The 26672-nt window shown below is 36.1% G+C and carries 26 protein-coding genes; 22 read left to right on the top strand and 4 right to left on the bottom strand.

Annotated features, from left to right (window positions below):
- Positions 1 to 166: 166 nt before the first annotated feature.
- From FW780_RS20890 to FW780_RS20880, 3 genes are all read right to left on the bottom strand, one after another.
- The gene (locus FW780_RS20890; protein WP_149835530.1) at positions 167 to 3580 is read right to left on the bottom strand and encodes a T9SS type A sorting domain-containing protein; all 3414 of its coding nucleotides are present in this window, start codon (positions 3578 to 3580) and stop codon (positions 167 to 169) included.
- A gap of 209 nt (positions 3581 to 3789) precedes the next feature.
- Positions 3790 to 4929 carry an EpsG family protein gene (locus FW780_RS20885; protein WP_241676959.1) on the bottom strand — a complete coding sequence of 380 codons (1140 nt, stop codon included), beginning with the start codon at positions 4927 to 4929 and terminating at the stop codon, positions 3790 to 3792.
- Position 4930: 1 nt separating this feature from the next.
- A complete protein-coding gene (locus FW780_RS20880; RefSeq protein ID WP_149835529.1) occupies positions 4931 to 5938 on the bottom strand; it encodes a hypothetical protein in 1008 nt (335 codons plus the stop codon).
- Positions 5939 to 6130: 192 nt separating this feature from the next.
- On the opposite strand from FW780_RS20880, the gene FW780_RS20875 reads away from it, so the two are divergent.
- Genes FW780_RS20875 through FW780_RS20855 form a run of 5 tightly spaced genes read left to right on the top strand, consistent with a single transcriptional unit; the run spans position 6131 to position 12764 of the window.
- On the top strand, positions 6131 to 9784 hold the full coding sequence (locus FW780_RS20875; RefSeq protein WP_149835528.1) for an MMPL family transporter: 3654 nt from the start codon (positions 6131 to 6133) through the stop codon (positions 9782 to 9784).
- 42 nt (positions 9785 to 9826) lie between these two features.
- Complete coding sequence (locus FW780_RS20870) at positions 9827 to 10741, top strand: dialkylrecorsinol condensing enzyme DarA (protein ID WP_149835527.1); 915 nt, start codon at positions 9827 to 9829, stop codon at positions 10739 to 10741.
- A gap of 1 nt (position 10742) precedes the next feature.
- Positions 10743 to 11882, top strand: a complete 1140-nt coding sequence (locus FW780_RS20865; RefSeq protein ID WP_149389053.1) for a beta-ketoacyl-ACP synthase III — start codon at positions 10743 to 10745, stop codon at positions 11880 to 11882.
- Positions 11882 to 12313 carry a hypothetical protein gene (locus FW780_RS20860; RefSeq protein ID WP_149835526.1) on the top strand — a complete coding sequence of 144 codons (432 nt, stop codon included), beginning with the start codon at positions 11882 to 11884 and terminating at the stop codon, positions 12311 to 12313. The genes FW780_RS20865 and FW780_RS20860 overlap by 1 nt, the downstream gene beginning before the upstream one ends.
- 7 nt (positions 12314 to 12320) lie before the next feature.
- Positions 12321 to 12764 carry an ABC transporter permease gene (locus FW780_RS20855; protein WP_079243425.1) on the top strand — a complete coding sequence of 148 codons (444 nt, stop codon included), beginning with the start codon at positions 12321 to 12323 and terminating at the stop codon, positions 12762 to 12764.
- A gap of 361 nt (positions 12765 to 13125) precedes the next feature.
- Here FW780_RS20855 and FW780_RS20850 read toward each other — a convergent pair whose 3' ends face one another.
- Complete coding sequence (locus FW780_RS20850; protein ID WP_149835525.1) at positions 13126 to 13305, bottom strand: hypothetical protein; 180 nt, start codon at positions 13303 to 13305, stop codon at positions 13126 to 13128.
- Between the two features lie 309 nt (positions 13306 to 13614).
- Between FW780_RS20850 and FW780_RS20845 the strand changes: the two genes are divergently transcribed.
- The 17 genes from FW780_RS20845 (at position 13615) to FW780_RS20765 (ending at position 26653) form a co-directional block, all read left to right on the top strand.
- Positions 13615 to 14019: a hypothetical protein gene (locus tag FW780_RS20845; protein ID WP_149835524.1), complete on the top strand. Its 405-nt coding sequence runs from the start codon at positions 13615 to 13617 to the stop codon at positions 14017 to 14019.
- Between the two features lie 63 nt (positions 14020 to 14082).
- Positions 14083 to 15078, top strand: coding sequence for a BtrH N-terminal domain-containing protein (locus tag FW780_RS20840; RefSeq protein ID WP_149835523.1), 996 nt, complete (start codon positions 14083 to 14085; stop codon positions 15076 to 15078).
- 1 nt (position 15079) lies between these two features.
- The gene (locus FW780_RS20835) at positions 15080 to 15838 is read left to right on the top strand and encodes an ABC transporter ATP-binding protein (RefSeq protein WP_149835522.1); all 759 of its coding nucleotides are present in this window, start codon (positions 15080 to 15082) and stop codon (positions 15836 to 15838) included.
- Positions 15825 to 17093 carry an ABC transporter permease gene (locus tag FW780_RS20830; protein WP_149835521.1) on the top strand — a complete coding sequence of 423 codons (1269 nt, stop codon included), beginning with the start codon at positions 15825 to 15827 and terminating at the stop codon, positions 17091 to 17093. Before FW780_RS20835 ends, FW780_RS20830 begins: the two co-directional genes overlap by 14 nt.
- On the top strand, positions 17083 to 17511 hold the full coding sequence (locus FW780_RS20825; protein ID WP_149835520.1) for an acyl-CoA thioesterase: 429 nt from the start codon (positions 17083 to 17085) through the stop codon (positions 17509 to 17511). The genes FW780_RS20830 and FW780_RS20825 overlap by 11 nt, the downstream gene beginning before the upstream one ends.
- Positions 17508 to 18665 carry a beta-ketoacyl synthase N-terminal-like domain-containing protein gene (locus FW780_RS20820; protein WP_149835519.1) on the top strand — a complete coding sequence of 386 codons (1158 nt, stop codon included), beginning with the start codon at positions 17508 to 17510 and terminating at the stop codon, positions 18663 to 18665. Before FW780_RS20825 ends, FW780_RS20820 begins: the two co-directional genes overlap by 4 nt.
- A gap of 10 nt (positions 18666 to 18675) precedes the next feature.
- Positions 18676 to 19215, top strand: a complete 540-nt coding sequence (locus FW780_RS20815; protein WP_149835518.1) for a 3-oxoacyl-ACP synthase — start codon at positions 18676 to 18678, stop codon at positions 19213 to 19215.
- Between the two features lie 74 nt (positions 19216 to 19289).
- Positions 19290 to 19547 carry a phosphopantetheine-binding protein gene (locus FW780_RS20810; protein ID WP_149835517.1) on the top strand — a complete coding sequence of 86 codons (258 nt, stop codon included), beginning with the start codon at positions 19290 to 19292 and terminating at the stop codon, positions 19545 to 19547.
- An 84-nt stretch (positions 19548 to 19631) separates the two neighbouring features.
- Positions 19632 to 20831: a beta-ketoacyl-[acyl-carrier-protein] synthase family protein gene (locus FW780_RS20805; protein WP_149835516.1), complete on the top strand. Its 1200-nt coding sequence runs from the start codon at positions 19632 to 19634 to the stop codon at positions 20829 to 20831.
- On the top strand, positions 20828 to 21889 hold the full coding sequence (locus tag FW780_RS20800; protein ID WP_149835515.1) for a beta-ketoacyl synthase N-terminal-like domain-containing protein: 1062 nt from the start codon (positions 20828 to 20830) through the stop codon (positions 21887 to 21889). The genes FW780_RS20805 and FW780_RS20800 overlap by 4 nt, the downstream gene beginning before the upstream one ends.
- A gap of 146 nt (positions 21890 to 22035) precedes the next feature.
- The gene (locus FW780_RS20795; protein ID WP_149835514.1) at positions 22036 to 22791 is read left to right on the top strand and encodes a polysaccharide deacetylase family protein; all 756 of its coding nucleotides are present in this window, start codon (positions 22036 to 22038) and stop codon (positions 22789 to 22791) included.
- On the top strand, positions 22784 to 23410 hold the full coding sequence (locus FW780_RS20790; RefSeq protein ID WP_149835513.1) for a LolA family protein: 627 nt from the start codon (positions 22784 to 22786) through the stop codon (positions 23408 to 23410). The genes FW780_RS20795 and FW780_RS20790 overlap by 8 nt, the downstream gene beginning before the upstream one ends.
- Positions 23376 to 24011: a hypothetical protein gene (locus FW780_RS20785; protein WP_149835512.1), complete on the top strand. Its 636-nt coding sequence runs from the start codon at positions 23376 to 23378 to the stop codon at positions 24009 to 24011. The genes FW780_RS20790 and FW780_RS20785 overlap by 35 nt, the downstream gene beginning before the upstream one ends.
- Before the next feature lie 7 nt (positions 24012 to 24018).
- Positions 24019 to 24618 carry an outer membrane beta-barrel protein gene (locus FW780_RS20780; RefSeq protein WP_149835511.1) on the top strand — a complete coding sequence of 200 codons (600 nt, stop codon included), beginning with the start codon at positions 24019 to 24021 and terminating at the stop codon, positions 24616 to 24618.
- 4 nt (positions 24619 to 24622) lie between these two features.
- On the top strand, positions 24623 to 25003 hold the full coding sequence (locus FW780_RS20775) for a 3-hydroxyacyl-ACP dehydratase (protein ID WP_149835510.1): 381 nt from the start codon (positions 24623 to 24625) through the stop codon (positions 25001 to 25003).
- Complete coding sequence (locus tag FW780_RS20770; RefSeq protein ID WP_149835509.1) at positions 25000 to 25476, top strand: hypothetical protein; 477 nt, start codon at positions 25000 to 25002, stop codon at positions 25474 to 25476. Before FW780_RS20775 ends, FW780_RS20770 begins: the two co-directional genes overlap by 4 nt.
- 4 nt (positions 25477 to 25480) lie before the next feature.
- Positions 25481 to 26653: a DUF2062 domain-containing protein gene (locus tag FW780_RS20765; protein WP_149835508.1), complete on the top strand. Its 1173-nt coding sequence runs from the start codon at positions 25481 to 25483 to the stop codon at positions 26651 to 26653.
- The last annotated feature ends 19 nt before the right edge of the window (positions 26654 to 26672 follow it).

The raw sequence follows: 26672 nt of genomic DNA, 5'->3' as shown, positions 1-26672 counted from the left end.
AAGATTCAAGTCCTTTGTAGTGTAGGTTTTAGAGCGTTATATAGTTCTCTACATTTTATAATATAGAATTTTTCATCAGCCATCATAGATGTAAGAGATATGCTTCCTCATAAAAAAGCAGAATAAGAGATCTCATTCTGCTTTTTTAAATCCTCATTTTCAGAGTTTATCGTTTTATAATTTTGATAACTGCTTCCGAGTTATTTATTCTTATCAAATACACTCCTGCATTCAAAGATGACAGGTCCGTTTGATTATTGATAAACTGTCCGGACTTTACACTCTGCCCCAAAGCATTAAAAATCTGGTAATGATATTCTTTATTCTCCGTAGCCTTGATATAGAGAACATTGGAAACCGGACTTGGGTATAAGGAAATCTTATTGTCCGTTGCTTTAAATGCTGCATTAGCAGTACTCAATGTTGGGACATTAGGAATTACTGTAATTCTGGAAGCAGGACCTTCTTCATTACCATTTGCATCATATTCTACCTTCGCACAACGGCATCCCACACCAAAATACGGATCATTGTTATCATGAAAGGCAATCATCCTGTTGGTCGTAGAAGCGGCATCAAAAAGTACATTTACCGGTCTTCCTAAATAATTTGAATTTAAAGCTGCCGTCCACACAGCCGGATATTGAAAATTAAGAACATTAAAAGTTCCCTGCGCCGTCTGATTAGCAGTCACACTTCTGAAGCCTCTTGATCCAGAATCAGGGTAGTTTCCTAAAGGATATGCAGGATTATTAAAGAGATATCCTACAGTGGCATTGGCAGAATTCCTTACTCTGGTTCCTGAGTAATCAGTAGCAATACTATATGAAGTGGCTATATTTTTATCTTTTTTATACCAGGGAGTCTGCCCGAAATCAGCACCTGAGACCAAAGCCACACTTGTAAGGTCTGGAATTCGCCAACCTTCAGGACAAGGATCGAATGGAGATTTTTCTCCTCCTCTTCCCCATCTGTCAGGAGCTAGGTTGGGTTCTGTTGCCAACCAGTCTGTTCCGTTGGTATAATTGGGTGTTGCACTGTTATAAGGAGCAAACGTACTTGGAATCATATATACCAGAGGATTTTTTACAGAATAAGACAGTACCTTGGAAATCTTATCTTCTGGTTTGTCTGTAACCTGAACGTTTGAAGCAACGGCGTAGGTATTGTAAGAAACTATATAATTACCGGAAAGATTGTTATAATCAGCCGGAGTAAGTACAGTATAGGAAACGGTTCCATTTGTGGCAGCAGTTCCTAAAGAAATATTGTAGGAACTTCTGTTATCTGCATTTTGGAATGTAGGAATAGGATCTTTTCTACCCCATTGATAGTGTAATCCAGTGGAAGCGCGTATTTTTAACAGTTCATCAGCAGTAGGTGCCTGAGGATTGGTAACATTGGGAAAAGCATCTGTTGCTCCGAGATTACGATCCATGAAAGTAGTCTGCAATATTACATCTGCTTTGTTTACATAATTTACATAATTCGGGACTGCTTCCGGAGATTCTGTAGTATAGGTATAAGATTGTACAGGGGAATCTGTAACCCATATATGCCAGCTCCAATATACCGGAGCTGATATGCTACCGTTATGTAAGGTCACCACAGCATTTCCACTTTGGTCAGGAGCTATTTCTACAACTATTTTAGAATTAGCAATCCCCTGCAGTGAAGAAGGTGACGGATTTACTACTGAAATTTTACTGATAAGACCGGTATTCGTAGTCCAGAGAACATTTCCTTTTAAGTTATTAAAATTGGAAGGATTCAATATCTCTGAATTATTCAACAATTGACTTTGTACTGAAAATGCTTTACTCACTGGAATTTCAATGACAGCAACTGTTCCGCTTTTAACGATCTGGTAGGTATTGGGACTATCAATCCCTTCCTTATATTCTGTGGCTGCAGGCAGATATTCTGTAGGAAAGTCATAATCATTCACAAGATATAAAGGATCTTTTATACACCTGCATCCATTCGCATCTGAGGTATACATTACCGACATGGGAAAGTAATAATAACGTCCTTTGATAGTAGGATAATTTGCGTCCGGAATATCCGGCTGTGTTTTATCCGGAATCATAGAAAGTCCTCTAACGGTAACTGCCGGAGAAGCATCAAACTGCCGGGCCATTGTAGCCGTCCACAATGCAATATGATGCTGATCAGTATACTGCCCCAAATGGGCCCCTCTGATAAGCTGTCCATTTCCCGGGAAGATTCCCATATTATAACCTCCTACTGCAGAAAGATCAAAACCAAGATTAGGATACACTTTAAATCCTGTCATAAATGCGGGAACTCCTGCATCCGTAGGTTTTATAATATGGTATTTATTGGTTTCAAAAACATTTTTTGCCATATTGGTTTTTACGCCAAAAGGTGAAAAGTCTATTCTGATATCATCAACATAGGATCCGGAAGCGAGATTTGCCACCAGCATAGAGGGTATACGCCATCCGTTGGGACATGGATCATAAGAAGATTTATCCCTGTAAGGTTTCGCTTTGTCATCGGTATTGTAAACAGCTTCTATTTTTCCCTGAGCATTATCAGACCAAAGATTAAGCTCTGAAAGCCGATTAGTAGGTAACGTTGTAGATTTCCCAAACCAATTGACAGGCAAATTGAGATTATTGTTGTAGTAAGCCTGACCGGAATTGTCTTCTTTATTGACATAGATAAGACTCATCGGATTTTTTACAGAAAGTCTTAAGTTATTGGTAACCTCTGCAGCGGAAAGCAACACGAATTTTCTAAGATCATCAATACTTACAGCATTAGTCATATTTTTCGCTCCTCTATGTCTGACTCTCCCTATAGATCCCGAAGCTTCATAGAAATCATTCCCCCTCGTAACCAATGGGGGAATTGGGTCTTTCCGTCCCCATTGATAAAGAAGTCCCATGCTTTTGTTCCAGTCTGACACGGTGATAGAACTTGTAAGTGCGCCCAGGTTTCTGTCCATCCATTTCCAGTCTGTGTCCGGAATTACTTCGGTTGTACCGTCTGACTTCATTCTTTTAACAGTATTGAAACTTCGATAGGCTACTCCATTGGTAGGATCATCAGTAACCCAGATATGCCAGCTCCAATAGATTTCTCCGTTTACCTTAAAGGCAACCACTGCATTTCCTTTTTTTGTTTTGTTAATAGGAACTTTGATCTTAGCATCCTGCCCTGTCCCTATTATTTCAAGTGTATAATTTGCTCCGGATTTTATAAGTCCATGAGTATCTTCCCACAGTACATCTGCTGTTACAGCTCCTGCCGGAATGCCATTCCCATTGAGATAGCCGCCTCCTTCCCACATCGCATACGCTTTCTTTACCGGCACAAGCAAACCTTCACTATTCTGGCTTGGATCAAAGATGTAGCTGTTAGGTGCTTTTTTCCAATCTGGAAGTAATAATTTTGTCCATTCACGCACCGGTCTGGTGAGTGAGTCCATATCATGAGTACTCAATACATCATGTTCAACTGAGGGAAGAAGTCCTCTAATATTACCTTTAGAACATATCCCCAACGATATCAGGCAGATAGCTGCCACAAATTTACCAACTAACCTTTTCATATCTTATGGATTTGAGTGTCATTATCGAAGTACAATTTTTAAGCCCGCATCAACAAAAATAGATTTATTTTATAAATAAAAATAAAATATTTAAATTATGTTATTAATAATATAATTTAAAACCTTATAAACAGTACAAATCCAAACAATTTGTTTATATAAAAAAAGACAGCTAAAAAGCTGCCTTTATATTTTAACTTCCAAAAATACTATGGAAGGATATGGTTTCTGTAACGCTCTATTGAAAATCGTCCCGCCTTGATATTATTAAAGAGTGAGAAGACGACAAAATTGAAGACAACGAGTGAAATAATAAATGCATAAATCATGTTTTTGGTCCTCGCTGAAACAACATACATGGCATTCGGAATAATGATATACGAGAATCCAATGAATGCTCCCGCAAGCCTCGATGAGAAAATAGGGTTATTTCTAAAGATAAAATACATACAAATCCCAATCACAGCATAATTTCTATGGTATTCATAATAAGGATAAAGCTCTTTCATCTTAGTATCAAAAACAAAAAGGAAGAAGGTTAGAATTGCCATCATTACCTCCGGAATCCCGATACCACCATTCAATCGTTGTACTGTTTCATCCATATATCCGTTGAAACCTTCTACAAGTGTACTATTCGATGCCATCCCATCTAAGAAACCACCAAAACTCCTGTATACTTCAAACGGAGACAGAAATACAGAACCTATGATCATAATCAGCATCACCGTTTTATTCAATGGAACGCGAGCCAGCCAATACATTGGCAAAAATAAATAACAAACACTATGGATACCAGACCCTATGAATATGAAAAATAAGTAATGCCAGAATTTCCGTTCCTTGATATACCGTATCGCAAAGTAAACGATAAAAGTTCCCAAATTTTGTCTGATCTGCCCACTTTCTCCGATAAAGAAGTTGGGAATAAACATAAAAAGGGTAAAGGTAAATGGATAAAATGTATTGTCTTCTGTATATTCTACTTTAAAGATCATCGCAAAAATAGCAATGACCAGGGTCAGCATATAAAAAGGGGCATTAAAAAAGTTGAGGAGTACTTTATTAATCAATGTAAACAGCCATTCTACATCCAGATTTTCAGATCCTTCCATATGGAGCATCTTCATAAAGATACTGTAATAGCTTTTGGTATCAGAGTAAATATAAATCCCTTTGTAACTTCCGTAGTCAGGACCTACTTCATTTCTAAGCCCAACAATTATGATGAAATAAACAGCAAGGAACCAGAACCATTTTTTATCAACCTTTTTTCCATACACCTCCTGAATACTGAAGAACAGCATATAGACAATTGCAATAATATAATATGGATGTAGTAAACTCATGCTAAATCTCTGATGTTTTTTTAAACTGATAATAGGCCATGATAATTCCGGTCAGAATTAAAGGCAGAAAAAGTCTCACCTCCCAAAAAAGCCCCACTAAAGTAATCATGATAAGGTAAGGAATTGAAAAGAAAAAATATTTTCCGAAAACGGCTCTATTTTCTTCGTCAGTACAAAGCCTGTATATAAAGTAAATCACAATGACAGCAAAGATCAATCCCGCAAGATTGAAAGGACTGGAAAAGTTCCTGTTGATGTAAAAGCCTTCTACAAATGTAGTTTCATCCTGAACAAGTAAAGCTCTTAATCCCAAATATGGAACAAGAAAAGCAATAACCAAAGGTATTATTTTCCAGATCACCTGATAATTTCCTTTTTTTAATTCTTCAATATTGAAAAATACTGCAGCAAAAAAAGCGATATTCAGACAGGCGGTCTCTCTTACCAATGTGGAAATTGCGATAAGACCAATGAGAATAAAGAAGAAAATATTTTTTCTGGTATCTAAATATTTCAGTGTTAAAAATACACCGGCCAGATAGCAAAAAAGTGCAATCGTATCACAATTTGTTGGTGCATACTGAGTAATTACGATAAAAAAAACAGATAAAAGATGGATGATTCTTCTTGCATTAAGATTTAGCAGAAGACCTGTTGACCTCAGCTTAAACAGAGCATTAAGAATTAGAGAACATCCAATAAAAAACACACTATTCATCAGAAAAAGCCCATGGTAGAATGGTGTCCCGTTTTTTGACAAAAAATCTTTAAAGAAAGCAAGCGGTCCATTGATCAGATAGTACATTACATCTGTCATCTGCACACTCAGGTAATTGGGAATTACTCTGTAGGCGTATACCGAGGAAAATAAGAAGTCGGGAGTTGTTTCTGATGTTTTCAGTCTTGTATAGGAAGATTCAAATCCATAATAAGACATCGCAAACAACAGAAGCGGAAGTACTATTACAAATAGAAATCCGTTTATTTTTTCATCATTTCTTTTCAACATATCTAAAACAGATTCTTATTTTTTAATAATAATTGTGATTTAAAATACATTTTTTTAAAGGGGAACTTTTGCAAAAGTAGAATATTTTTTCATTCTTCCTAGAATATTTTATTGATTTTCAGTCAAAACTTATCTCCAACTATTTTGAACTAATGCTTAAAAAATTAAATTTGCAGACTTGATTCACATGCAATGCATCGTTTTTTTATATTTTTATATTATCTGATTTCCAGAAATAAAATCCTATCGGTACTTACAGCCTTAGGAATTGCTGTTTTATGTCTATTTTTCGCATCAAAGATCAATTTTGAGGAAGATATCAATCAGATCATCCCTAAAAATGAAAAATCTGATCTTACAGCAAAGGTTCTCAAACAGCTTAATTTTTCGGATAAGATCATCGTTATTATAGAAAATAAATCCGGAGAAGACAGCTTCCAGCTTTCTGAAACGGCAGATACTTTTTTGCAGAAGATAGAGCCTTTACAAAAGTATATAGGTTCTGTTCAGGGTAAAGTGAATGATAATGAGATTTCGGAAACATTTGATTTTGTGAGTCAAAATTTACCTTTATTCCTTAATGAAAATGATTATAAGGAAATAGACCGCAAACTTCAGAAAGACAGCATTGCCAAACAGGTAGAGAATAATTATATCTCTTTGGTCTCTCCAACAAGTCTTGTTACCAAAGAGTTTATAAAAAAAGATCCTTTAGGGCTTACTTTTTTAGGAATTAAAAAATTAAATGCCTTAAACATCAGCAAAGATTTCAAGCTTGAAGACAGCTATATTGTAACCAAAGACGGGAAAAACCTCTTACTTTTTATTGATCCAAGGAATAAAAGTAATGATACGAAAGCCAATGAAGTTTTTGTAGACCAGCTTAACTCAATAAAAGACGGTATTAATAAACAGTTTAAGGGAAAAACAGAAATCAGTTATTTTGGTTCTCCGGTGATTGCCGTAGCCAATGCCAAACAGATCAAAAAAGATATTCAGAATACAGTAGTAATTTCTATGACGGTTCTTTTGATCCTACTGATCTATTATTTCAGGAATTTCTTTACGCCTATCATTGTCTTTTTACCAACCGTATTCTCTGTACTCCTTGCCTTATTGGTTCTTTATTTTATTAAAGATAAAATTTCAGCAATTTCATTAAGTGTAGGAGCTATTCTGATTGGGATTACAATAGATTACGCCCTGCATATTCTTACCCATTACAAGCACAACAATAATATTGAAGAGCTTTATAAAGAAATCACCCAGCCCATTATATTGAGCAGTGCAACGACAGCCGTTTCATTCCTGTGTCTGGTCTTTGTACGTTCTGAAGCTTTGAAAGACCTGGGGCTTTTTGCTGCCATCACCGTTATTCTCTCTTCAGTTTCAGCATTGATTATTGTTCCTCAACTGTATAAACCCAAAGAAAAGGGAGAACACCTCAACACGAATTTCATCGACAAGATAGGATCTTATCCTTATGAGAAAAACAAGCCTTTGATTATAGGATGCTCTATCATCATTCTTGCCTGCCTGTTCGGATTCAGACATGTAGGTTTTAATGAAGATATTGGTGATCTTAATTATATTCCAAAAGATCTGAAAATCAGTGAGGCCAAACTACAGAAGCTATCGGATATTACATCAAAATCTATTTACACAATCTCTTATGGAAATTCTGAAGAGGAGGCATTAACCCGAAATTCTGAGCTAAGCAGTTTCCTTGAAAAAGAGAAAAAAGAAGGCAAGATATTAAGTTACAATTCTATCGGAAATATCGTTCTTTCAGAAAAAGACCAGCAAAAAAAGATTGAGAAATGGAACAGCTTCTGGAATGACTCTAAAAAGAATCAGACTATTTCCGAGCTGATCAGTAATGGGAATAAATTTGGGTTCAACGGTTCAGCTTTTGACAGCTTCAATGAAGCTTTACATAAAAACTACACTGCATTAAGCCTGAAAGACTATGAAAAGGTAAAAGCTCTCCAGATTTCAGAATTCATGAGCAGCGAAAATGGTTTTTATACCGTTTCCAATGTAGTAAAAGTAGACGAAAACAAAAGAGATGCTTTCATTAAAGATATTGAAAAGAAACATGATGCCCTTGCGATTGACCGCCAGCAGATGAACGAAAATTTCCTCGGCTTGCTGAAGAGAGACTTCAATACGCTGATTAATTATTCTCTTTTAGCAATTGTTCTGACAATTATTGTGTTCTTCAGAAATCTTGAACTCACCATTCTTACCATGTTCCCAATTGTTTTAACGGGAATTGTAACAGCAGGAATCCTTTATTTCCTGGGATTAGAACTCAATATTTTCAGTACCGTAGTATGTACATTAGTCTTTGGAGTGGGAGATGATTTCAGCATTTTCCTGACACAGGCTATGCAAAAGGAACATACAACGGGTAAAAATGAATTGCCAACTTACAGAACATCCATTATTCTGGCAGTTTTCACTACTATCCTCTCCATTGGATCTCTGATTTTTGCCAAGCATCCTGCGCTGCATTCTTTAGCATTGGTGGCCCTGATCGGAATGTTCTCTGTGATTATTATTACTTCTACCTTATATCCTTTCTGGTTCAGATTATTCATTACCAACCGGGCAAAGAAAGGTTTGTCACCTATTACCCTCAGGTTATTTTTACGGGCCATATTTTCGTTTTTATATTACGGATTGGGTGGATTGGTATTCTCAGCTTTCGGAAGCTTATTCGTTAAAAAATCCAAAGGAAAAACATTAGACATTATCAAATTGATTCTGGCTAAGTTTTTAACATCAGTACTCTACATAACACCTTTTGTAAAGAAAAGGGTCATTAAAAATACGTCTGAAGATTTCAGCAAACCGGCTGTTATTATAGCTAACCACACCTCTTTCTTAGATACCCTGGCCATTGCCATGGCTACCCACAAAATTATCTATCTGGTAAATGACTGGGTATATGAATCTCCCGTTTTTGGAAAACTGGTAAGAGCGCTGGGCTTCTATCCCGTTTCACAGGGAATTGAAAACGGAATGGATAAGCTGAAAGAAAAAATTGCACAGGGATATTCTCTTGTTGTTTTCCCTGAAGCAGAACGTTCGTATACCAATGATGTTAAAAGATTCCATAAGGGAGCATTTTACCTTGCTGAGCAATTCGGGCTGGATGTTCTTCCGCTTTACATTCATGGAAATTCTGAAGTATTACCAAAAGGAGATTTCATCATCTACAACGGAAGTATTACCGTAAAAGTAGGCAACAGGATCAGCAAAGACGATATGAGCTTCGGCAAGAATTATTCTGAAAGAACAAAGAAAATTAATGCTTACTTCAGAGAAGAGTTTGCAAAACTGAGAGAAGAGATCGAGGATGAAAATTATTTTAAAAATAAATTATTCCTGAGTTATCTTTATAAAGACAGTGAAGTGGTAAATGAAGTAAAAGAAGACTTCAACACCAAAAAATCAGTATATTTCGAGCTGAATAAGCATATTTCCAATGAAGCCAATATTCTTCACATGGCAGATGACTTTGGACAAAAAGATGCGCTACTAACTTTATATCAGGCCAGCCGAAGAATTTTTTCTCTGATAAAAAGTGATGAAAAAAGAGCAATTGCTGCGCACAGCTACCTGGTAAAAAGAAGAAAGATACAGTATATAAAAGACGTTTCGGAAGTGACCAAAAAGATTGATGTTCTTTTGATCTCACATGATCATTTCAGCTTCAATGATATCCAGACGCTTCCTGAAACCATCATTTTTGTCAACACAAAGAATGCTTCGTTTGAAAATGATAATTATACACTGAAATTTAGTTCCGAATCATTAAAAGTATTTAAAACTAAATAATAAATATGAAAAACATATTTTTGTAAACGCTAAAGAAAACTAATGAAGAAAAATATACTTGTCATATATTATTCACAAACCGGACAACTCGAAGATATTGTGAGGACCATTGCAAAACCTTTTGAAGCTCAGAAGGAGAAATACGATGTAACCTATTATAATATTAAGCTGAAGGAAGATTTTCCTTTTCCCTGGCCAGGTGATGTTTTTTTCAATACCTTTCCAGAGTCCTATTTACAGATTCCAAAAGAGATCCTCCCTCCTTCGGAAGAAATTCTGAACAAAAAGTACGACCTTATTCTTTTCGGGTATCAGGTATGGTATCTCACGCCATCCATTCCTATCATTTCATTTTTAAAGAGTGGTTATGCAGAACGTATCCTTAAAGACACTCCTGTAGTCACTATCTCCGGAACCAGAAATATGTGGATGCTCTCCCAGGAGAAATTAAAGGTATACTTAAGAGATTTACAGGCCAAACTTGTGGGGAATATCGCACTGGTAGACAGACATGACAACTATACAAGTGTATTAACGATCCTTCGATGGCTCACAACGGGGCAGAAAGAAAAATCAGGTATGCTTCCTGCTGCAGGGGTTTCTGATGAAGAAATCACAGGCTCGGTAAAGTATGGCGAGATTATTGAAAGATATTTTAATAATAATGACCTTAATAATTTACAGCCGGAACTCGTTAAAAACGGAGCCATTGAAATCCGCGCGTTTTTGGTACGGGTAGAAAAGGTTGGAAACAAAATTTTCACAGTATGGTCTAATCTGATTATCAAGAAAAAAGAGAAACGTCCATTGCTGATAAAATTCTTTAAGGTATATTTGATGGCAGCGATATGGATTATCTCACCTGTCGTTTTGGTTTTACACCTGCTTACAACCCCTATATTTTGGTTTAAAAGACAAAAACAAAAAAGATATTTACAAGGAATTAATTTAAAATAGAATGTACGACGTATTTATAACAAAAGCATCAAAATACTTACCCAATGAGCCGGTAGCGAATGATGAAATGGAGACTTATCTTGGGCTTATCAATGATGCGCCATCTAAAGCAAAATCACTTATCCTAAGAAATAATAAAATCACGACAAGATACTACGCTTTAGACAAAGAAGGAAATCCTACACACTCTAATGCGCAGCTTACTGCAAAAGCAATTGAAGGACTTTTTGACGAAAATTTCAAAAAGGAAGATATGAAATTATTATCCGTAGGAACTACTTCACCAGACCAGATTCAGCCATCTCACGCCTCTATGGTTCATGGTGAACTGAACATCGGAAAATCTATCGAGATTAATACCTCAACAGGTCTTTGCAACTCAGGGATGAATGCCCTGAACTATGGATTCCTTTCTGTAAAAGCCGGTGTACAGGAAAGTGCTGTATGTGCAGGCTCCGAAAGAATGTCTGCATGGATGACTGCTGATAAATTCAACCACGAGGCTGAAAATTTAAAATTACTGGAAGAAAGACCTATCATTGCTTTCAAAAGAGAATTCCTGAGATGGATGCTTTCTGACGGAGCAGGTGCTTTTCTGTTGCAAAACAAACCAAGAGAAACCGGTATTTCTTTAAAAGTAGAATTCATTGATTTCTATTCTTACGCGCATGAAATTGAAGCTTGTATGTATGCAGGATGTGACAAGCTGGAAGACGGAAGCCTGAAATCATGGGCTGATTACCCTTCTGATGAATGGTTGAAGCAATCTATTTTTGCCATCAAACAGGATACTAAAATTCTTGATAAATATATCCTTGTAAAAGGAGCTGAAAGTTTGAGATCTTCTTTTGATAAGCATAATTTGGATCCGGAAAAAATTGACCATGTATTGGCTCATATTTCTTCAGGTTATTTCAAAGATGGACTGAAAGAGGAATTTGCTAAAAAAGGAATGGATTTCCCTGCAGAAAAATGGTTCTATAACCTTTCTGAGGTTGGAAACATTGGAGCTGGATCTATATTTATTGCCCTTGAAGAACTCATGAACTCCGGAACATTGAAAAAAGGGGAAAAAGTACTTCTTTGTGTTCCTGAAAGTGGTAGATTCGCTTACTCTTGTGCTTTATTAACAGTTTGCTAATGGAAAACAGACTGCCTACCTCCGATAAAGATTTTGTAGAAAGCCTTATTCCGCAAAGGTTTCCTTTTGTGATGGTGCATGAGCTGTCAGAATATTCTGAAAACCATCTCTTATCCGGTTTTGAAATAAAAGAAGACAATCTTTTCATTCAGGACGATTTTTTTCAGGCTTCCGGACTAATTGAACATCAGGCACAGAGTGTAGCACTGCATACCGGATATAAATATTATCTGCTGGGAAAAGATGCTCCTACCGGATATATCGGGGCCATTAAATCTTTTGAAGCGGAAATACTGCCTAAAACAGGAGACCATCTGAAATCTGAAGTAACGATCCTCAATGAAGTAATGGGAGTTACTCTGGTAGATATTGTTACCAGACTGAACGGTGAAGTGATTGCAAAATCTCAAATGAAAACCGCTGTAAAATAAACTGGAAATGGAAATAAAGGAAGAAAATATCATCAATATACACAACTTTTTACCGCATCGTGAACCGATGCTTATGGCAGACTATATTCTGGAACTGACCAAAGAAAAAGTAGTGACTTCCTTTGAAATAAAAGAAGATAATATATTTGTTCACAACAATGAGTTTGCGGAAGCCGGATTAATTGAAAATCTGGCACAGACCTGCTCATCTATTCTTGGGCAAAGCTTCTTTGAAAATCCTGAAGCAGATACAAAAGTCATTGGGTTTATTACCAATATCAAAAAAATTGAGATTTTTGCTCTTCCAAAAGTGAATGATAAAATCATTTCCAAGGCTTCACTTATTTCACAGTTTGAGAACATCTGCCACATCTTCTGTGAAACCTTTAATAATGATGAATTATTGATCAGAGCGGAAATCAACCTGTTTATTCAGGAAGTAAAATCCTAAATATCAATTCAACATATAATAAAAAGCTGTACACAATGTACAGCTTTTTTATTTTAAACTATTTAGGGTTAAAGCCTTATTGAATTGATTACAACTGTCTTGCAATAAAAATATTCATATTTTATTTATTTTCACTCCAATCAAACCCACCTAAATACAACTGATAATCAATATAATACAAACAAAAAAACCTCATCACAAGATGAATTATTTCACGTGAAACATTTTATAAATCCGTGAAACACTTCATATTAGGCAAAATTATATATAAACAATGGTTTACCTATCAGACTCCTATAAAAAAGTCATGCTGTTTAGAATCTAAACAGCATGACTTTTATAAAAATTTTTTATAATTATTTTAGATAACAACTTCATAGTCATTTCCACCGCAAATCTGCTCAGCAGGGCCAGCAATATCAGTATTGATATCTACATTACGGATTTGACCATTAGTCCCATTAGCGCATGAAATATAAACAGTTATACCTCCTTGTACTTTTTTCAATTGATTTTTTGTAAGTAACTTTAAGTTTCTCATGGTTTAAATTTGTTTTAAATTATTAGTTTTTGTTGTTTAACACAAACAAATATAGATAAAACAATCAAATAACAAATCTATTCTCAATAATTAACAAAATTTTATAAATATCCGTGATTAACATCATTATATTTGATCATCAGGATTTGTAAAATATTTTGATATGGCCTCTGTTTCAAAGCAATAGCCCTCTCATATTTAATATGATTTACATATAATGTATTTTCACTATTTTAGCCACCTGATTATAAGAATCAAAACAGGTGAACCCTATTTCATCTGGAATCTAAAAAAATTGACATTATTTAGATGAAAAAACAAGACCTGCCTCAAGACGAAAGTAACCTGAAATCCGCCAACATGACTGAAGTTCTGTATGTAACGGATGAGAATGACAATTACACGACAGCCAACAGCACGGGCTGGGATGCCAAGAAAGCGGCTTTGGATGAGTCGATGGAGCTTATTTATGAAAGAATTGAGGAAGCAAAACAAAATGTTGCCAATCATAAAGTAAGCCCTATTGTTTATTTTATGGAACTGAATAAAATGGATCTGGGCGTCCTTGCTTCTTATGTAGGAATGTGGCAATGGAGGGTAAAAAGACATTTTAAGCCCAAAGTATTTAACACACTAAGCGAAACTGTACTGAAAAAATATGCCGAAGCATTCGGGATTTCAGTGGATGAATTAAAAAACTTCAACGGGAAATAAATGAAATGAGGCATATATAAAGTGCCGGATTCCATTTGACCCATGAAAAGATACAATCAGCAAATGAAATTAAACTTTGAACACCATCAGACTGCGCATTGCGAAAACGGTGTTGCTTCTAATCTACTGCTTAATAAAGGCCTTAAACTAAGTGAACCTATGATCTTCGGGATCGGTTCCGGATTGTTTTTTGTCTATCTTCCTTTTTTAAAGGTGAATTTTGCTCCGGGCTTCAGCTATCGTCCGATGCCGGGTGCTATTTTCAGTAAAGCAGCCAAAAGATTAGGAATTAAAATCAAAAGAGAAAAATTCTCAAATCCTAAAGATGCTCAAAAAGCTCTTGAAAGAAATCTGGAACAAAATATCCCTACAGGACTTCAGGTGGGTGTTTTTAATCTTACTTATTTCCCTGAAGAGTATAAATTCCACTTTAATGCCCACAATCTTGTGGTCTACGGAAAAGAAGATGGTAAATTCCTGATTAGTGACCCGGTAATGGATTATACAACATCCCTTTCCGAAGCTGAGCTGGAAAAAGTAAGATATGCAAAAGGGGCACTTCCTCCAAAAGGACATATGTATTATCCTATTTATGTTCCGGAAAATGTAAACCTTGAAGAAGCCATAAAAAAAGGAATTAAGGATACCTGTAAAAATATGCTGGCGCCGGTACCGCTTATCGGAGTAAAAGCCATGAGATGGGTAGCCAAAAGCATCCCGAAATGGGCCGAAAAAAAGGGAACAAAAGTGACCAATCATTATTTGGGACAACTGATCAGAATGCAGGAAGAAATTGGAACCGGAGGCGGAGGATTCAGATTTATCTACGGTGCGTTTCTTCAGGAAGCATCTGTTATCCTTAAAAATGACGAGCTGAAAGAATTATCAAAAGAAATCACCTCTATTGGTGACCTTTGGAGAGATTTTGCCGTAGATATTGCAAGAGTTTACAAAAACAGAAACTCAAAAAGTAATATCTACAATGAACTTTCAAAAACGATGCTGCATATTGCAGATCTGGAAGAAGCTTTCTATAAAAAACTGAGAAAAGCGATCTGATATGGCAGACAATATGATCGAAATCAAAAACTTATATAAGAAGTACAAAAATTCTGATGATTTTTCTGTAAATGATATCTCTTTGAATATCAGCAAAAATGAAATTTACGGAATTCTCGGACCCAACGGAGCTGGAAAAACGACTTTGATTTCTATGCTTTCGGGACTGATAAAACCTACTTCAGGACAATTTACAATCAATGGATTATCTCCACATTCAGATGGATTCAAAATAAGACAGATTATCGGAATTGTACCTCAGGAATACGCATTATACCCCACTCTTACAGCTAAAGAAAACCTGATGTTTTTCGGAAGTTTATACGGGTTGAAACATAAACAGCTTACCAAAGCTATTGATGAATCTCTGGAAATCATGGGACTTTCAAAATTTGCCAACAAACAGGTAGGACAATTTTCAGGAGGAATGAAACGCAGATGCAACCTCATCGCCGGAACTCTTCACAATCCTAAGGTTTTATTCTTAGATGAACCAACGGTAGGAGTTGATGTTCAGTCTAAAAAAGCAATCATTGACTATCTTTTAGATTTAAATAAACAGGGAACCTGCATTATTTATACTTCCCATCACCTTTCTGAAGCAGAAGAATTCTGTACAAAAATTGCCATTATCGATCATGGAAAAATTCATGCAGTAGGAACACCTGAAGAATTGGTGAACAGAGTAGCAAGCGCCGAAAACCTTGAAGATGTTTTCATTTCATTAACCGGAAAAGAACTAAGAGATGTTGTTGTATAAATTGTGGAGAAGCTTTATTAAGGAAATTCTTCTGCTGAAAAGAGATATCGGAGGTATTGTCATCATCTTTGTGATGCCGCTACTTTTGATTGTTACCATTACCCTTATCCAGGATTCTACCTTTAAAAACCTTGAAGGATCAAAGATTCCAATCATTTTTATTGATAACGATAAATCTGAGGTTTCAAAAAATATAAAAGCAGAGCTGGAAAGCAGCAAAACATTCCAGCTATTGACAAATTTCAATGAAAAGTCTGCTCAGGATGCTGTTTTTTCCGGAGATTATCAAATGGCGATTGTCATTCCCGATAATTTAACGAAAGATTTAAATTCCAATATTGATTCTAAAGTTCAGACCATTGTAAGTTCATTCGGACTGGAAGGAGATTCGGCAAAAGTAAAAACAGCTGCCCCAAAAGCCAAAGAAATTCATTTGTACTTTGACCCTGCTACCAATGCCGGATTCAAAAATTCCGTGATGAATTCTGTCAACAAAATGGTTTTTGAGATTGAAAATAAAAAGATTTACAAAGCATTTCAGGATCAGCTGGGAACAACAGAAAATCTTGATGAAAATAAAAACCTGATCAGCTTTAAAGAAATCACACCCAAGAAAGGAGCAATGGATGTAATGCCGAATTCTGTTCAGCATAATGTTCCCGCCTGGACTCTTTTTGCAATCTTCTTTATTGTAGTTCCTTTATCCATCAATCTGGTTAAAGAAAAAAGTCAGGGAACAAGTGTAAGAGCGAGAATAAGCCCTACTCCTTATTTTGTCCATATTCTAGGAAAAACATTTACCTATCTTATCATTTGTATCATTCAGTTTTTACTGATGGTTGCAGTGGGAATTTATCTTTTCCCTTATATGGATCTTCCGGCTTTTGATGTATCCGGAAAAATGTTCCAGCTTATCACGGTAACTCTGTTTGCAGGATTAGCAGCTATTGGATTTGGTGTTTTACTGGGAACGATTGCCGATACGCAGGAACAATCTGCCCCATTTGGTGCAACTTCCGTAGTGGTTTTGGCTGCTATCGGAGGAATCTGGGTTCCTGTATTTTTAATGCCGGAATTTATGCAGACCGTAGCGAAATTCTCTCCAATGAACTGGGGACTGAATGCCTATTATGATATTATTTTAAGAAACAGTGGAATTGGAGGAATAGCGAAAGAATTGCTGTTCTTATTATTATTTTACATTGCCACCGTAGCGGTTTCCATTTTTTACGAAAGAAAACAAAATGCAGTCTAAAGAGAATATATTATCCTGTACTGAAGAAGTAAGAGTACGATTCAATGAGACAGATCCGTTGGGAATTGTCTGGCATGGGCACTACATTGTGTATTTTGAAGACGGAAGAGAGGCTTTTGGCCGCGAACATGGCCTGACTTATCTTGATATTCAAAATGCAGGATATGTGACACCCATTGTAAAAAGTACCTGTGAACATTTTCTTCCTTTAAAATATGGAGAAACCTTCAGAATTGTAACAACGTATGTAAATTCGATATCCGCCAAGCTGATATACAGATATGAAATCTTCAACAAGGAAGATCAATTAGTTTGCAGTGGAGAGACAATTCAGGTATTTCTGGACAGTAACGGAAGCTTATGCCTGTACAACCCGGAGTTTTTTCAAAACTGGAAAGATAAAATGGGATTATCATGAGGAAAGAAATTTACATCACAGACTATAATTGTATAACTCCTTTAGGCTTCAATGTAGATGCTAACTGGAAAGCTCTTGTTGAAGGCAAATCAGGAGTTGCTTTACATAAAATCATAGACAATCAGGATGCTTTTTATGCTTCCATGATTGATTCTGAAAAGCTGGATAATGAATTCAAGAAATTCTTTGCTCAGAACGAAAATGATAGTTTCACAAGATTGGAGAAGATGCTTTTTTTAAGTCTTCAGCCCCTTGTTGAAAGACATACCATATCGGAAGATACAGCTTTTATCCTTTCAACAACAAAGGGAAATATCAGCCTGTTAAAAAACCAGTCTGAATTACCGGAAGGTGTTTATTTATCAAAATTAGCACAGAAAATTGTAGATTTCTTTGGATTCAAAACAAAGCCTATTATTGTTTCCAATGCCTGTGTTTCAGGGGTAATGGCTATTTCTGTGGCTAAGAATATGATTCAGGCAGGAAAGTATAAAGATGCTTTCGTGATTGCTGGTGATGAGCTTTCTGAATTTGTTATTTCGGGATTCAATTCATTTCAGGCTATAGGATCTGGGCCTTGTAAGCCTTATGATAAAAACAGAGACGGAATTAATATCGGAGAGGCTGCTGCAGCGGTCTATGTAACTAGTAGTCATTCTGACGGGGGAATCTCACAAAACGAAAAGTTCAGGTTTAAAGTTTTAGGAGACTCAGCAGTCAATGATGCCAACCACATCTCCGGACCTTCAAGAACAGGTGACGGTTTGTATGCCAGTATCAGAAATGCAATGACAGAAGCGAAGGTTTATTCAGAACAGATTGATTTTATTTCTGCCCACGGAACGGCAACGTTATACAATGACGAAATGGAAGCCATTGCTTTCAACAGAATGGAACTTCAAAATACTCCTCTCAACAGTATGAAAGGCTATTACGGACATTGTCTGGGTGCATCAGGACTTCTTGAAAGTATTATCTCTATGGAAAGCGCTCTTCACAGCACCTTACTTCCATCGAAAAACTTTGAAGAAATGGGAGTAACCCAGCCTTTGAATATCATCAGAGAAAATCAATCTGCGGATGTAAAATATATTCTGAAGACCGCTTCTGGTTTTGGAGGTTGTAATGCGGCTATTGTGCTGGAAAAATGTTAAATTGAAAGTAATGAAGAAAACAAACACCTGTACCATAGAGCATTCAAAAATAACCGTTGACGGAAATTTGGTTTTTGAAAGTCAAAGTGAAACCTTTCAGGAATTTGCTAAAGAAGCTTATAAAAGTTTAGATCTTAGCTATCCTAAGTTTCACAAGATGGATTCCTTGAGTAAACTGGCTTTTCTTTCCGCTGAAACTATTTTGAAAGACGAGGATCACAGCAGAACGGCCATCGTTTTTGCCAACAGATCATCCAGTCTGGATACGGATTTCAAATATCAGGAAAGTATCAACGATCAGGATAACTTCTATCCAAGTCCCGCAGTTTTTGTCTATACTTTACCGAATATCTGTGTAGGCGAAATCAGTATCAAACACAAAATGCAGACGGAAAATGCTTTTTTTGTTTTGGACGAATTTGACGAAGAATTTTTAAATGATTATTCTGAACAAATCCTACTATCCGGGAAGGCCGACAAAGTATTGTGCGGCTGGGTAGAATTGTATCAGGAAAATTATAAAGCTTTTGTATATTTGCTAACCTTATAGAAATGTAACAATATAACAGTGTAATGATGTAATGATCTTTATGATATACTGAAACACTGATAAACAACTTAATTATGGAAAACTTAAAAACAGAATTGAAACACAAAATTATTGAAGTTCTTAATCTTGAAGACGTGTCTGTAGAAGAAATCAAAGATACAGATCCGTTATTCGGAGGAGGATTAGGACTTGATTCTATCGATGCTCTAGAACTGATCGTTCTTCTTGATAAAGACTACGGAATAAAATTAGCTGATCCTAAAAAAGGAAAGGAAATCTTCCAGTCTATCGAGACAATGGCAAAATTCATCGAAGACAACAGAACAAAATAAATATAATAATCCAGCAGTGTAACAATGTACCAATAGTTCATCAGCTGATATATTGTTACATTGTTAGATTAAAAACTCTGATTAATGAGTCAAAAAATTGCCATAACAGGAATGGGCATCATTTCCTCCATCGGAAACAATGTGGAGGAAAATTTTATTTCATTGCAATCCGGAAAACACGGAATTTCAGACATTGAAATGTTTGAAACCCGACATGCGGGAATCATTAAAACAGGTGAAATAAAATTATCCAATGAAGAACTTGTACAGAAACTTCAGCTTGATGAAAACAACAATGTAACAAGAACCTCTTTATTGGGAATGATGGCAGCAAAAGAAGCTGTAGAAAGTGCAGGAATTTCAGATATCAACGGTTACAGAACCGGGCTGATTTCTTCTACCAGTGTAGGAGGAATGGATATTACCGAAAAATATTTCTACTCTTACGAAGACGTTCCTGAAAAGCAAAAATATATTGATGCTCATGATGCCGGAAATTCTTCATTGGCAATTGCTGATTATTTAGGATTAAAAGGCATGGTTTCTACCATCAGTACTGCCTGTTCATCAGCGGCCAATGCTATTATGATGGGCGCTAAACTGATCAAAAACGGAGTTTTGGACCGTGTCATTGTTGGGGGTACAGACTCTCTTTCAAAATTTACATTGAACGGATTCAATACCCTGATGATTCTTACTGATTCTTACAATACACCTTTTGACAACAACCGAAAAGGGCTGAATCTTGGAGAAGCAGCCGCTTTCTTAGTCCTTGAATCTGAAGAAATGGTCAAAAAAGAAAATAAAAAAGTCCTGGCTTATCTTTCCGGATATGGAAATGCTAATGACGCACATCATCAGACTGCTTCTTCCGAAAACGGGCAGGGAGCTTTTTTAGCAATGCAGCAGGCTTTGAAAATCTCTGGATTAGCTAAAGAAAATATAGACTACATCAACGTTCACGGAACTGCTACTCCTAATAATGATTTGTCAGAAGGAATTGCCATGATCAGAATCTTTGGTGAAAACCATGTTCCAGAATTCAGCTCTACAAAAGCATTTACAGGACATACGCTGGCAGCGGCAGCAGGAATTGAAGCTGTTTTTTCAATTTTAGCCATGCAAAACAGCGTTATCTTCCCGAACCTGAATTTCAAAACAAAAATGGAAGAATTTGACCTTACCCCTGTTACCGAATTGAAAGAGAAAAACATCAATCATGTACTTTCCAATTCATTTGGGTTTGGAGGGAACTGTTCAACCTTAATTCTTTCAAAATCATGAGTTCAGTATACATCAACAGTGCATCCTGTATCTCAGTTCAGGACACTTTAAACGACAATATTCTACAGAATCTTACTCCCAAGAATTCTTCAAACATCATTAAAGCGATAGAACCCAATTATAAAGAGTTTATTCCTCCTGCGATGATCAGAAGAATGTCTAAAACAGTAAAAATGAGTTCTGTAGCCTCAAATTACGCATTGAAGGAAGCCGGCATTGAACAGCCGGATGCCATTATCGTGGGAACCGGAATGGGCTGCTCACAAGATTCTGAAAAGTTCCTGAAAAATGTGATTGATAATCATGAAGAGTTCCTTACTCCTACCTTTTTTATTCAGTCTACTCACAATACGGTAGCAGGACAGATTGCTCTGGGATTGCAATGCCATGCTTACAACTTCACCTATGTAAATACTTCTTCCTCACTGGAGTTTTCATTATTGGATGCTCAGCTTCAGATTAATGACGGAGAAGCGGAAAATGTTCTTGTAGGCTCTACAGATGAACAGACGGACAGAACAATGGAGCTTTACTGCTTAAATAATACTATAAAAAAAGAAACGAATCTTCCTGTTGACTACTTAAACTCCACAACCAATGGAGTCGTTTGGGGTGAAGGTGCCAGCTTCTTTGTTATAGGAAAGAATAAGAACGAAAATTCTTACGCAAAGCTTAAAAACATTAATATCAGTAACAAAGTAGAATTGAATGAAGTTCAGGATTATATTCAGAATTTCTTAGCTCAAAACAATCTTTCAGCTCATGATATTGATGTTGTGATCTTAGGATTCAGCGGAGATGCAGATTCTGATGTTTACTATACCCAAGCAATGAACCTGTTTCCGGACTCTTCTTTGCTTTATTACAAACATTTGAGCGGAGAATTTAATACAGCCAGTGGTTTTTCAACGTTTATAGCCTGTCATATCCTTAAGGAACAGCAGATCCCGGAAGTTATGATGATCAATGCAGAGAAAAAAGAAAGTGTGAAGAATGTACTTCTTTACAATCATCTGGGAGGTGATGATCACAGTTTGGTATTACTGGAAAAGGCATAATTGTTGAAATTGAAAATTATGCGGTCTATTTGTCATTCAGAGCGAAACGAAGTGGAGCGTGGAATCTAGATTAGTTTAGACTCCTAGGGAGTGACAAAGTACAACAGGGATTTCCAATTAATCAACAATATAAAAAGTAGTCAGCAATGAAACACTATCCATTCATCCTTTTCTATCTTTTCTGTAACGTTTTTATTTTTGCGTTCCACGGAAGTTTTTGGGTGTATGTGTTTTGTTTTTTTGCTTTTTCTGCAGTCGTAGTCTGGGGTTCTTTTGACATTGAACTGGGATATTTTGTCAACAGTATTACTCATAAACGCACAAAGCTCAAAGAAGTTGCCCTTACTTTTGATGACGGGCCTACTGAATTTACGCCAAAGTTTTTAGACCTGCTTAAAGAACATCAGGTAAAAGCCACCTTTTTCTGTATCGGAAAACAGATCGAAAAATATCCTGAAACATTTCAGAGAATCATTGCAGAAGGTCATACTATCGGAAATCATACGTTATCACATTTCAATTCCACAGGATTTTTATCTACTCCAAAAATGATTGAAGAGATTGAAAAATGTGATGCAGTCATCGGAAATGTTGGAAATATAAAAACCAATCTCTACAGACCACCTTTTGGAGTGACGAATCCCAATATTGCAAAAGCAATCAAAAGAACAAATAAAAAAAGTATCGGATGGAATGTCCGGTCTTTAGATACCATCATTGATGATGAAAAGAAAATCTACAGCAGAGTGACCAAAGGCTTGAAAAAAGGAAGCATTATCCTCCTTCACGACACTTCGGAAAAGACCTTTCGTGTGCTGGCAGATTTATTAGTATTTTTGGAGGATAAAAAATATTCAACGTTTACAGTTGATACAATTATAAATTCAAATAGAAATGATTAAAAATATTGCTTTCGGAGCATTCTTACTGGTTTCCGGTTTCTTTTTTGCACAAAACACGGCCATGTCAGGAGCTGAAGCTAAGGCATTTGTATCGAAGGTTTCTTCGGAGACCAAAGAGATCAAAACTTTACAAAGTGATTTTACCCAGACCAAAAAAATGGATTTTCTGGATAAAAGCATTGTTACCTACGGAAGAATGTCACTGCAAACCCCAAATATGCTGAGCTGGAAGTACACAAAACCCTATCAGTACAGTATTGTTTTTAAAAGCAATAAGATCTTCATCAATGATCAGGGGAAAAAATCGTCTGTAGATGCCAAAAGCAAAACATTTGAAAAAATCAATAAACTGATTGTAGGAAGTTCAAACGGAACAATGTTCAATGATCCTGAATTTACAGTAACATATTTTAAGAATGGAAATTACAATGTAGCGAAGTTTATTCCTAAAACTTCACAGCTGTTGAAATACATCAAGCAGATTGAATTGTATTTCCCGAAGAACCAGTCGACGGTTTCTCAGGTTAATATGACTGAAGCTTCCGGAGATACTACAAATATTGTTTTCAAAAATACCAAGATCAATGCTTCAATTCCTGCGTCAGAGTTTACTTTATAGCCTGATTCTGATCCTGGCTGTTTCCTGTAAAACGTATCAACTGACAGATGTAAAACCTGTTTCCTCTTCGGAAAAAATGGTTGAGAATTTATATTTCTCTTCCGGTGAAGATTATGTATACAAATGTCAAATGGACATTTACAATAATCATGTAAGCGGGATTCTGATTATCAAAAAACTGAATGAAACAACTCACCGTGTTGCTTTAACGTCAGATTTTGGGAACAAACTGATTGATTTTGAAGTTTCTGAGAATGATTTCAAATTGAACTATGTACTTCCTGATCTGGATAAAAAAATAGTTATCAATTTCCTGAAGAATGACTTTCAACAGCTTCTTAAAAGAAAATATCCGGTGAGTGAAAGTTTTGAGAATGACAATGCTAAAATCTATCTTTCAAAAATTGAGAATAAAAGCTATTATCTATTCTTCAACAAGGAAAACGGTTTATTGAAACAGATCATTTACACGAAAAATAGTAAGGAAAAAATCAATTTTACTTTTGATGCAAAAAAACCTATCTTCGCGGACAGCTTAAACCTGCAACACAAAGACTTTAAGATCAACATAAAACTATTTCAAATAACCGAAACGGAATAAATTCCACATGAAAAAAATATATTTCTTACTTTTTGCACTTTTCACTGGTTTATCTTTTGCCCAGGTGACTTTCAATCCGGGAATCAGAGTGGGTGCGAATATTTCACATATTTCTGACGGACCTGCATACGAATCTTATTATTACAATGATAATCAGGGATATCACTATGGAGCCAATGCTTATGATATCAAATCAAAGGTAGATTTTTACATAGGTTTCCAGGCAAACATCCGATTTGCAAAATTCTACGCTCTTCAACCGGAAATTTATTATACACGCCAGGGAGCAAGACTGGAAAGTCAAAACCCTGCTGTTTCTTCTAAAACAGCCACTCTTTCTTATGTGGGAGGAGCTGTAGTGAATAAATTCTATTTTGAGAAGTTTAATATTCATTTTGGCCCTACTTTGGAACTTCTCACAGATCATAAAAACATAGAATCTCCTATTGATGGAGATTTGGGGTTATTATTCGGTGCCGGTTATGATATTACAAAAAATATAGGGGTTGAAGCCAGAATTAAAAAAGGTTTTGTACATATTAATAATGACAATACCAACGTAACATTCCAAGCGGGAATGTATTACACATTTAATCTTAAAAAATAAGATCATGCAAACCATTCTTACAGACTTTTATACTTTAACATCATACGATAAGGCAGAAGACGGAAAGTTTACAGCTCATATCCATCTTAATAAAGATCACGATATTTTCAAAGGCCATTTCCCTGGAAATCCGGTGACTCCCGGTGTTTGTATGATGCAGATTATTAAAGAACTGACAGAGGAGTTTACAGGCTCAAAATTGTTTCTGAAAACAGCATCCAATGTAAAATTCATGGCAATTATCAACCCATTTGAGACTCCTGATCTGGTACTTCAACTGGATATTAATGAAAATGAAGAAGATGTTAAAGTAAAAAACATCACTTCTTTTGGCGAGACTATTGCATTAAAATTGTCTGTAAGCTATAAAAAATTATCATCATGAATCTTATCTTTTCATTCATAACAGCATTCGTTTTTTTCTTTCAGTCTGATCTTGAAACGCTGAGAAACAGCTATGCTAAAGCCAACGAATCCAATACCAATACTGCCAGCTTCATTGAAACGGCTGAAAAACAATCCGGTTCTGATGCAGTGACTGTAGGATATAAAGCAGCAGCGAAGATTATGGAAGCAAAAATTGCCAAAAGCAACAGAAAGTCACTGGTAAAAACTGGCGCTACAAGTCTTGAAGCTGTTATCAAAAGTAATCCTAACAATGCAGAACTTCGTCTGATCAGAATGAGTGTTCAGGAAAACATTCCTAAAATTGTTGGATACCGCGGAAGCCTGAAGGATGATAAAGCATTCCTTCTGAATAATTACAGCAAACAAAATGCAGCATTAAAAGGCTATATCAAAAGGTTTGCAGTGCAGTCTAAAACCATGACAGAGGCGGAAAGAGCCACTTTAAAATAAAAAAATGTCCCTTGCTGAAGTACAAAATGCAATTTCTGAAAAGAAGATATGCGTTTTAATACCTACCTACAATAATGAAAAGACTCTGAATAGGGTTATTGACGGTGTTCTCAATTACACCGGAAGTATTATTGTGGTCAATGATGGTTCCACGGATTCTACCCCTCAGATTCTTGCTCAATATCCTCAGATAACTGTTATCTCTTTACCGGAGAACAAAGGAAAGGGGAATGCCCTTAAAACAGGTTTCAGAGCGGCAAAGAAATCAGGGTATGATCATGCCATCACCATTGATTCAGACGGACAGCATTACCCGGATGATATTCCTGTGTTTGTAGAGGCCCTTCTTCAGGAAAAAGAAGAGGTTCTTCTGATCGGAAACAGAAATATGTCTCAGGATGGTATTCCCAAGAAAAGCAGTTTCGGAAACCGTTTTTCCAATTTTTGGTTTTGGTTTGAAACAGGGATTAAACTGGAAGATACACAATCCGGTTACAGACTTTATCCTTTACATAAAATTCCAAAGAAATATTTCACGCCCAAGTTTGAATTTGAGATCGAAATTATTGTAAGAACCGCATGGAGACATGTTCCGGTAAAGAATGTTCCGATCAAGGTTTTGTATGATCCGGCAGAACGGGTTTCCCATTTCAGGCCTTTTAAAGATTTTACGAGAATAAGTATTCTGAATACTATTCTGGTCACAATCACACTGCTTTATATTATTCCGAGAAATTTCGTGAATAATTTCAAAAAAAAAAGCTTTAAAAGATTCATTCAGGAAGATGTTTTAGAAAGTGACGGAAGCAACCGTACAAAAGCCTTTTCTATTGCGTTGGGAGTTTTTATAGGGCTATCACCTTTCTGGGGATTTCAGACACTTCTGGTCATCAGTTTGTCTGTACTTTTTAAACTCAATAAAGTACTTGCGTTTGTAGCATCCAATGTGAGCCTTCCTCCTTTTATTCCTTTTATTATTGCCGCATCTCTGTTTCTGGGAGCGCCATTTGTAAATGGAGACAGCGATATTTTAAGTCAGGATTTAAACTTTGAACTGATTAAAAATAATCTGCTGCAATATATCATCGGCAGTTTTATCTTAAGTACTACTCTTTCAGCTCTTTCAGGAGTAGCTTCTTTTTTATTTTTGAATAAAGTAAACCCGGACAACAATTAAGAAAGCCCGGAAAAAGTTC

It is taken from the genome of Chryseobacterium sediminis, from assembly GCF_008386505.1.
Lineage (GTDB): Bacteria > Bacteroidota > Bacteroidia > Flavobacteriales > Weeksellaceae > Chryseobacterium > Chryseobacterium sediminis.
The sequence above is the reverse complement of the archived record's forward strand: the minus strand, read 5'-3'. Positions and strand labels throughout refer to the sequence as shown.

Coding starts and splice junctions, on each gene's coding strand:
- FW780_RS20885 (WP_241676959.1), bottom strand. CDS start 4,929: ATGAGTTTACTACATCCATATTATATTATTGCAATTGTCTATATGCTG.
- FW780_RS20795 (WP_149835514.1), top strand. CDS start 22,036: ATGAAACACTATCCATTCATCCTTTTCTATCTTTTCTGTAACGTTTTT.
- FW780_RS20815 (WP_149835518.1), top strand. CDS start 18,676: ATGAAGAAAACAAACACCTGTACCATAGAGCATTCAAAAATAACCGTT.
- FW780_RS20870 (WP_149835527.1), top strand. CDS start 9,827: ATGAAGAAAAATATACTTGTCATATATTATTCACAAACCGGACAACTC.
- FW780_RS20770 (WP_149835509.1), top strand. CDS start 25,000: ATGAATCTTATCTTTTCATTCATAACAGCATTCGTTTTTTTCTTTCAG.
- FW780_RS20825 (WP_149835520.1), top strand. CDS start 17,083: ATGCAGTCTAAAGAGAATATATTATCCTGTACTGAAGAAGTAAGAGTA.
- FW780_RS20880 (WP_149835529.1), bottom strand. CDS start 5,938: ATGTTGAAAAGAAATGATGAAAAAATAAACGGATTTCTATTTGTAATA.
- FW780_RS20840 (WP_149835523.1), top strand. CDS start 14,083: ATGAAATTAAACTTTGAACACCATCAGACTGCGCATTGCGAAAACGGT.
- FW780_RS20820 (WP_149835519.1), top strand. CDS start 17,508: ATGAGGAAAGAAATTTACATCACAGACTATAATTGTATAACTCCTTTA.
- FW780_RS20845 (WP_149835524.1), top strand. CDS start 13,615: ATGAAAAAACAAGACCTGCCTCAAGACGAAAGTAACCTGAAATCCGCC.
- FW780_RS20805 (WP_149835516.1), top strand. CDS start 19,632: ATGAGTCAAAAAATTGCCATAACAGGAATGGGCATCATTTCCTCCATC.
- FW780_RS20810 (WP_149835517.1), top strand. CDS start 19,290: ATGGAAAACTTAAAAACAGAATTGAAACACAAAATTATTGAAGTTCTT.
- FW780_RS20800 (WP_149835515.1), top strand. CDS start 20,828: ATGAGTTCAGTATACATCAACAGTGCATCCTGTATCTCAGTTCAGGAC.
- FW780_RS20865 (WP_149389053.1), top strand. CDS start 10,743: ATGTACGACGTATTTATAACAAAAGCATCAAAATACTTACCCAATGAG.
- FW780_RS20890 (WP_149835530.1), bottom strand. CDS start 3,580: ATGAAAAGGTTAGTTGGTAAATTTGTGGCAGCTATCTGCCTGATATCG.
- FW780_RS20835 (WP_149835522.1), top strand. CDS start 15,080: ATGGCAGACAATATGATCGAAATCAAAAACTTATATAAGAAGTACAAA.
- FW780_RS20855 (WP_079243425.1), top strand. CDS start 12,321: ATGGAAATAAAGGAAGAAAATATCATCAATATACACAACTTTTTACCG.
- FW780_RS20765 (WP_149835508.1), top strand. CDS start 25,481: ATGTCCCTTGCTGAAGTACAAAATGCAATTTCTGAAAAGAAGATATGC.
- FW780_RS20775 (WP_149835510.1), top strand. CDS start 24,623: ATGCAAACCATTCTTACAGACTTTTATACTTTAACATCATACGATAAG.
- FW780_RS20785 (WP_149835512.1), top strand. CDS start 23,376: ATGCTTCAATTCCTGCGTCAGAGTTTACTTTATAGCCTGATTCTGATC.
- FW780_RS20790 (WP_149835513.1), top strand. CDS start 22,784: ATGATTAAAAATATTGCTTTCGGAGCATTCTTACTGGTTTCCGGTTTC.
- FW780_RS20860 (WP_149835526.1), top strand. CDS start 11,882: ATGGAAAACAGACTGCCTACCTCCGATAAAGATTTTGTAGAAAGCCTT.
- FW780_RS20875 (WP_149835528.1), top strand. CDS start 6,131: ATGCATCGTTTTTTTATATTTTTATATTATCTGATTTCCAGAAATAAA.
- FW780_RS20850 (WP_149835525.1), bottom strand. CDS start 13,305: ATGAGAAACTTAAAGTTACTTACAAAAAATCAATTGAAAAAAGTACAA.
- FW780_RS20830 (WP_149835521.1), top strand. CDS start 15,825: ATGTTGTTGTATAAATTGTGGAGAAGCTTTATTAAGGAAATTCTTCTG.
- FW780_RS20780 (WP_149835511.1), top strand. CDS start 24,019: ATGAAAAAAATATATTTCTTACTTTTTGCACTTTTCACTGGTTTATCT.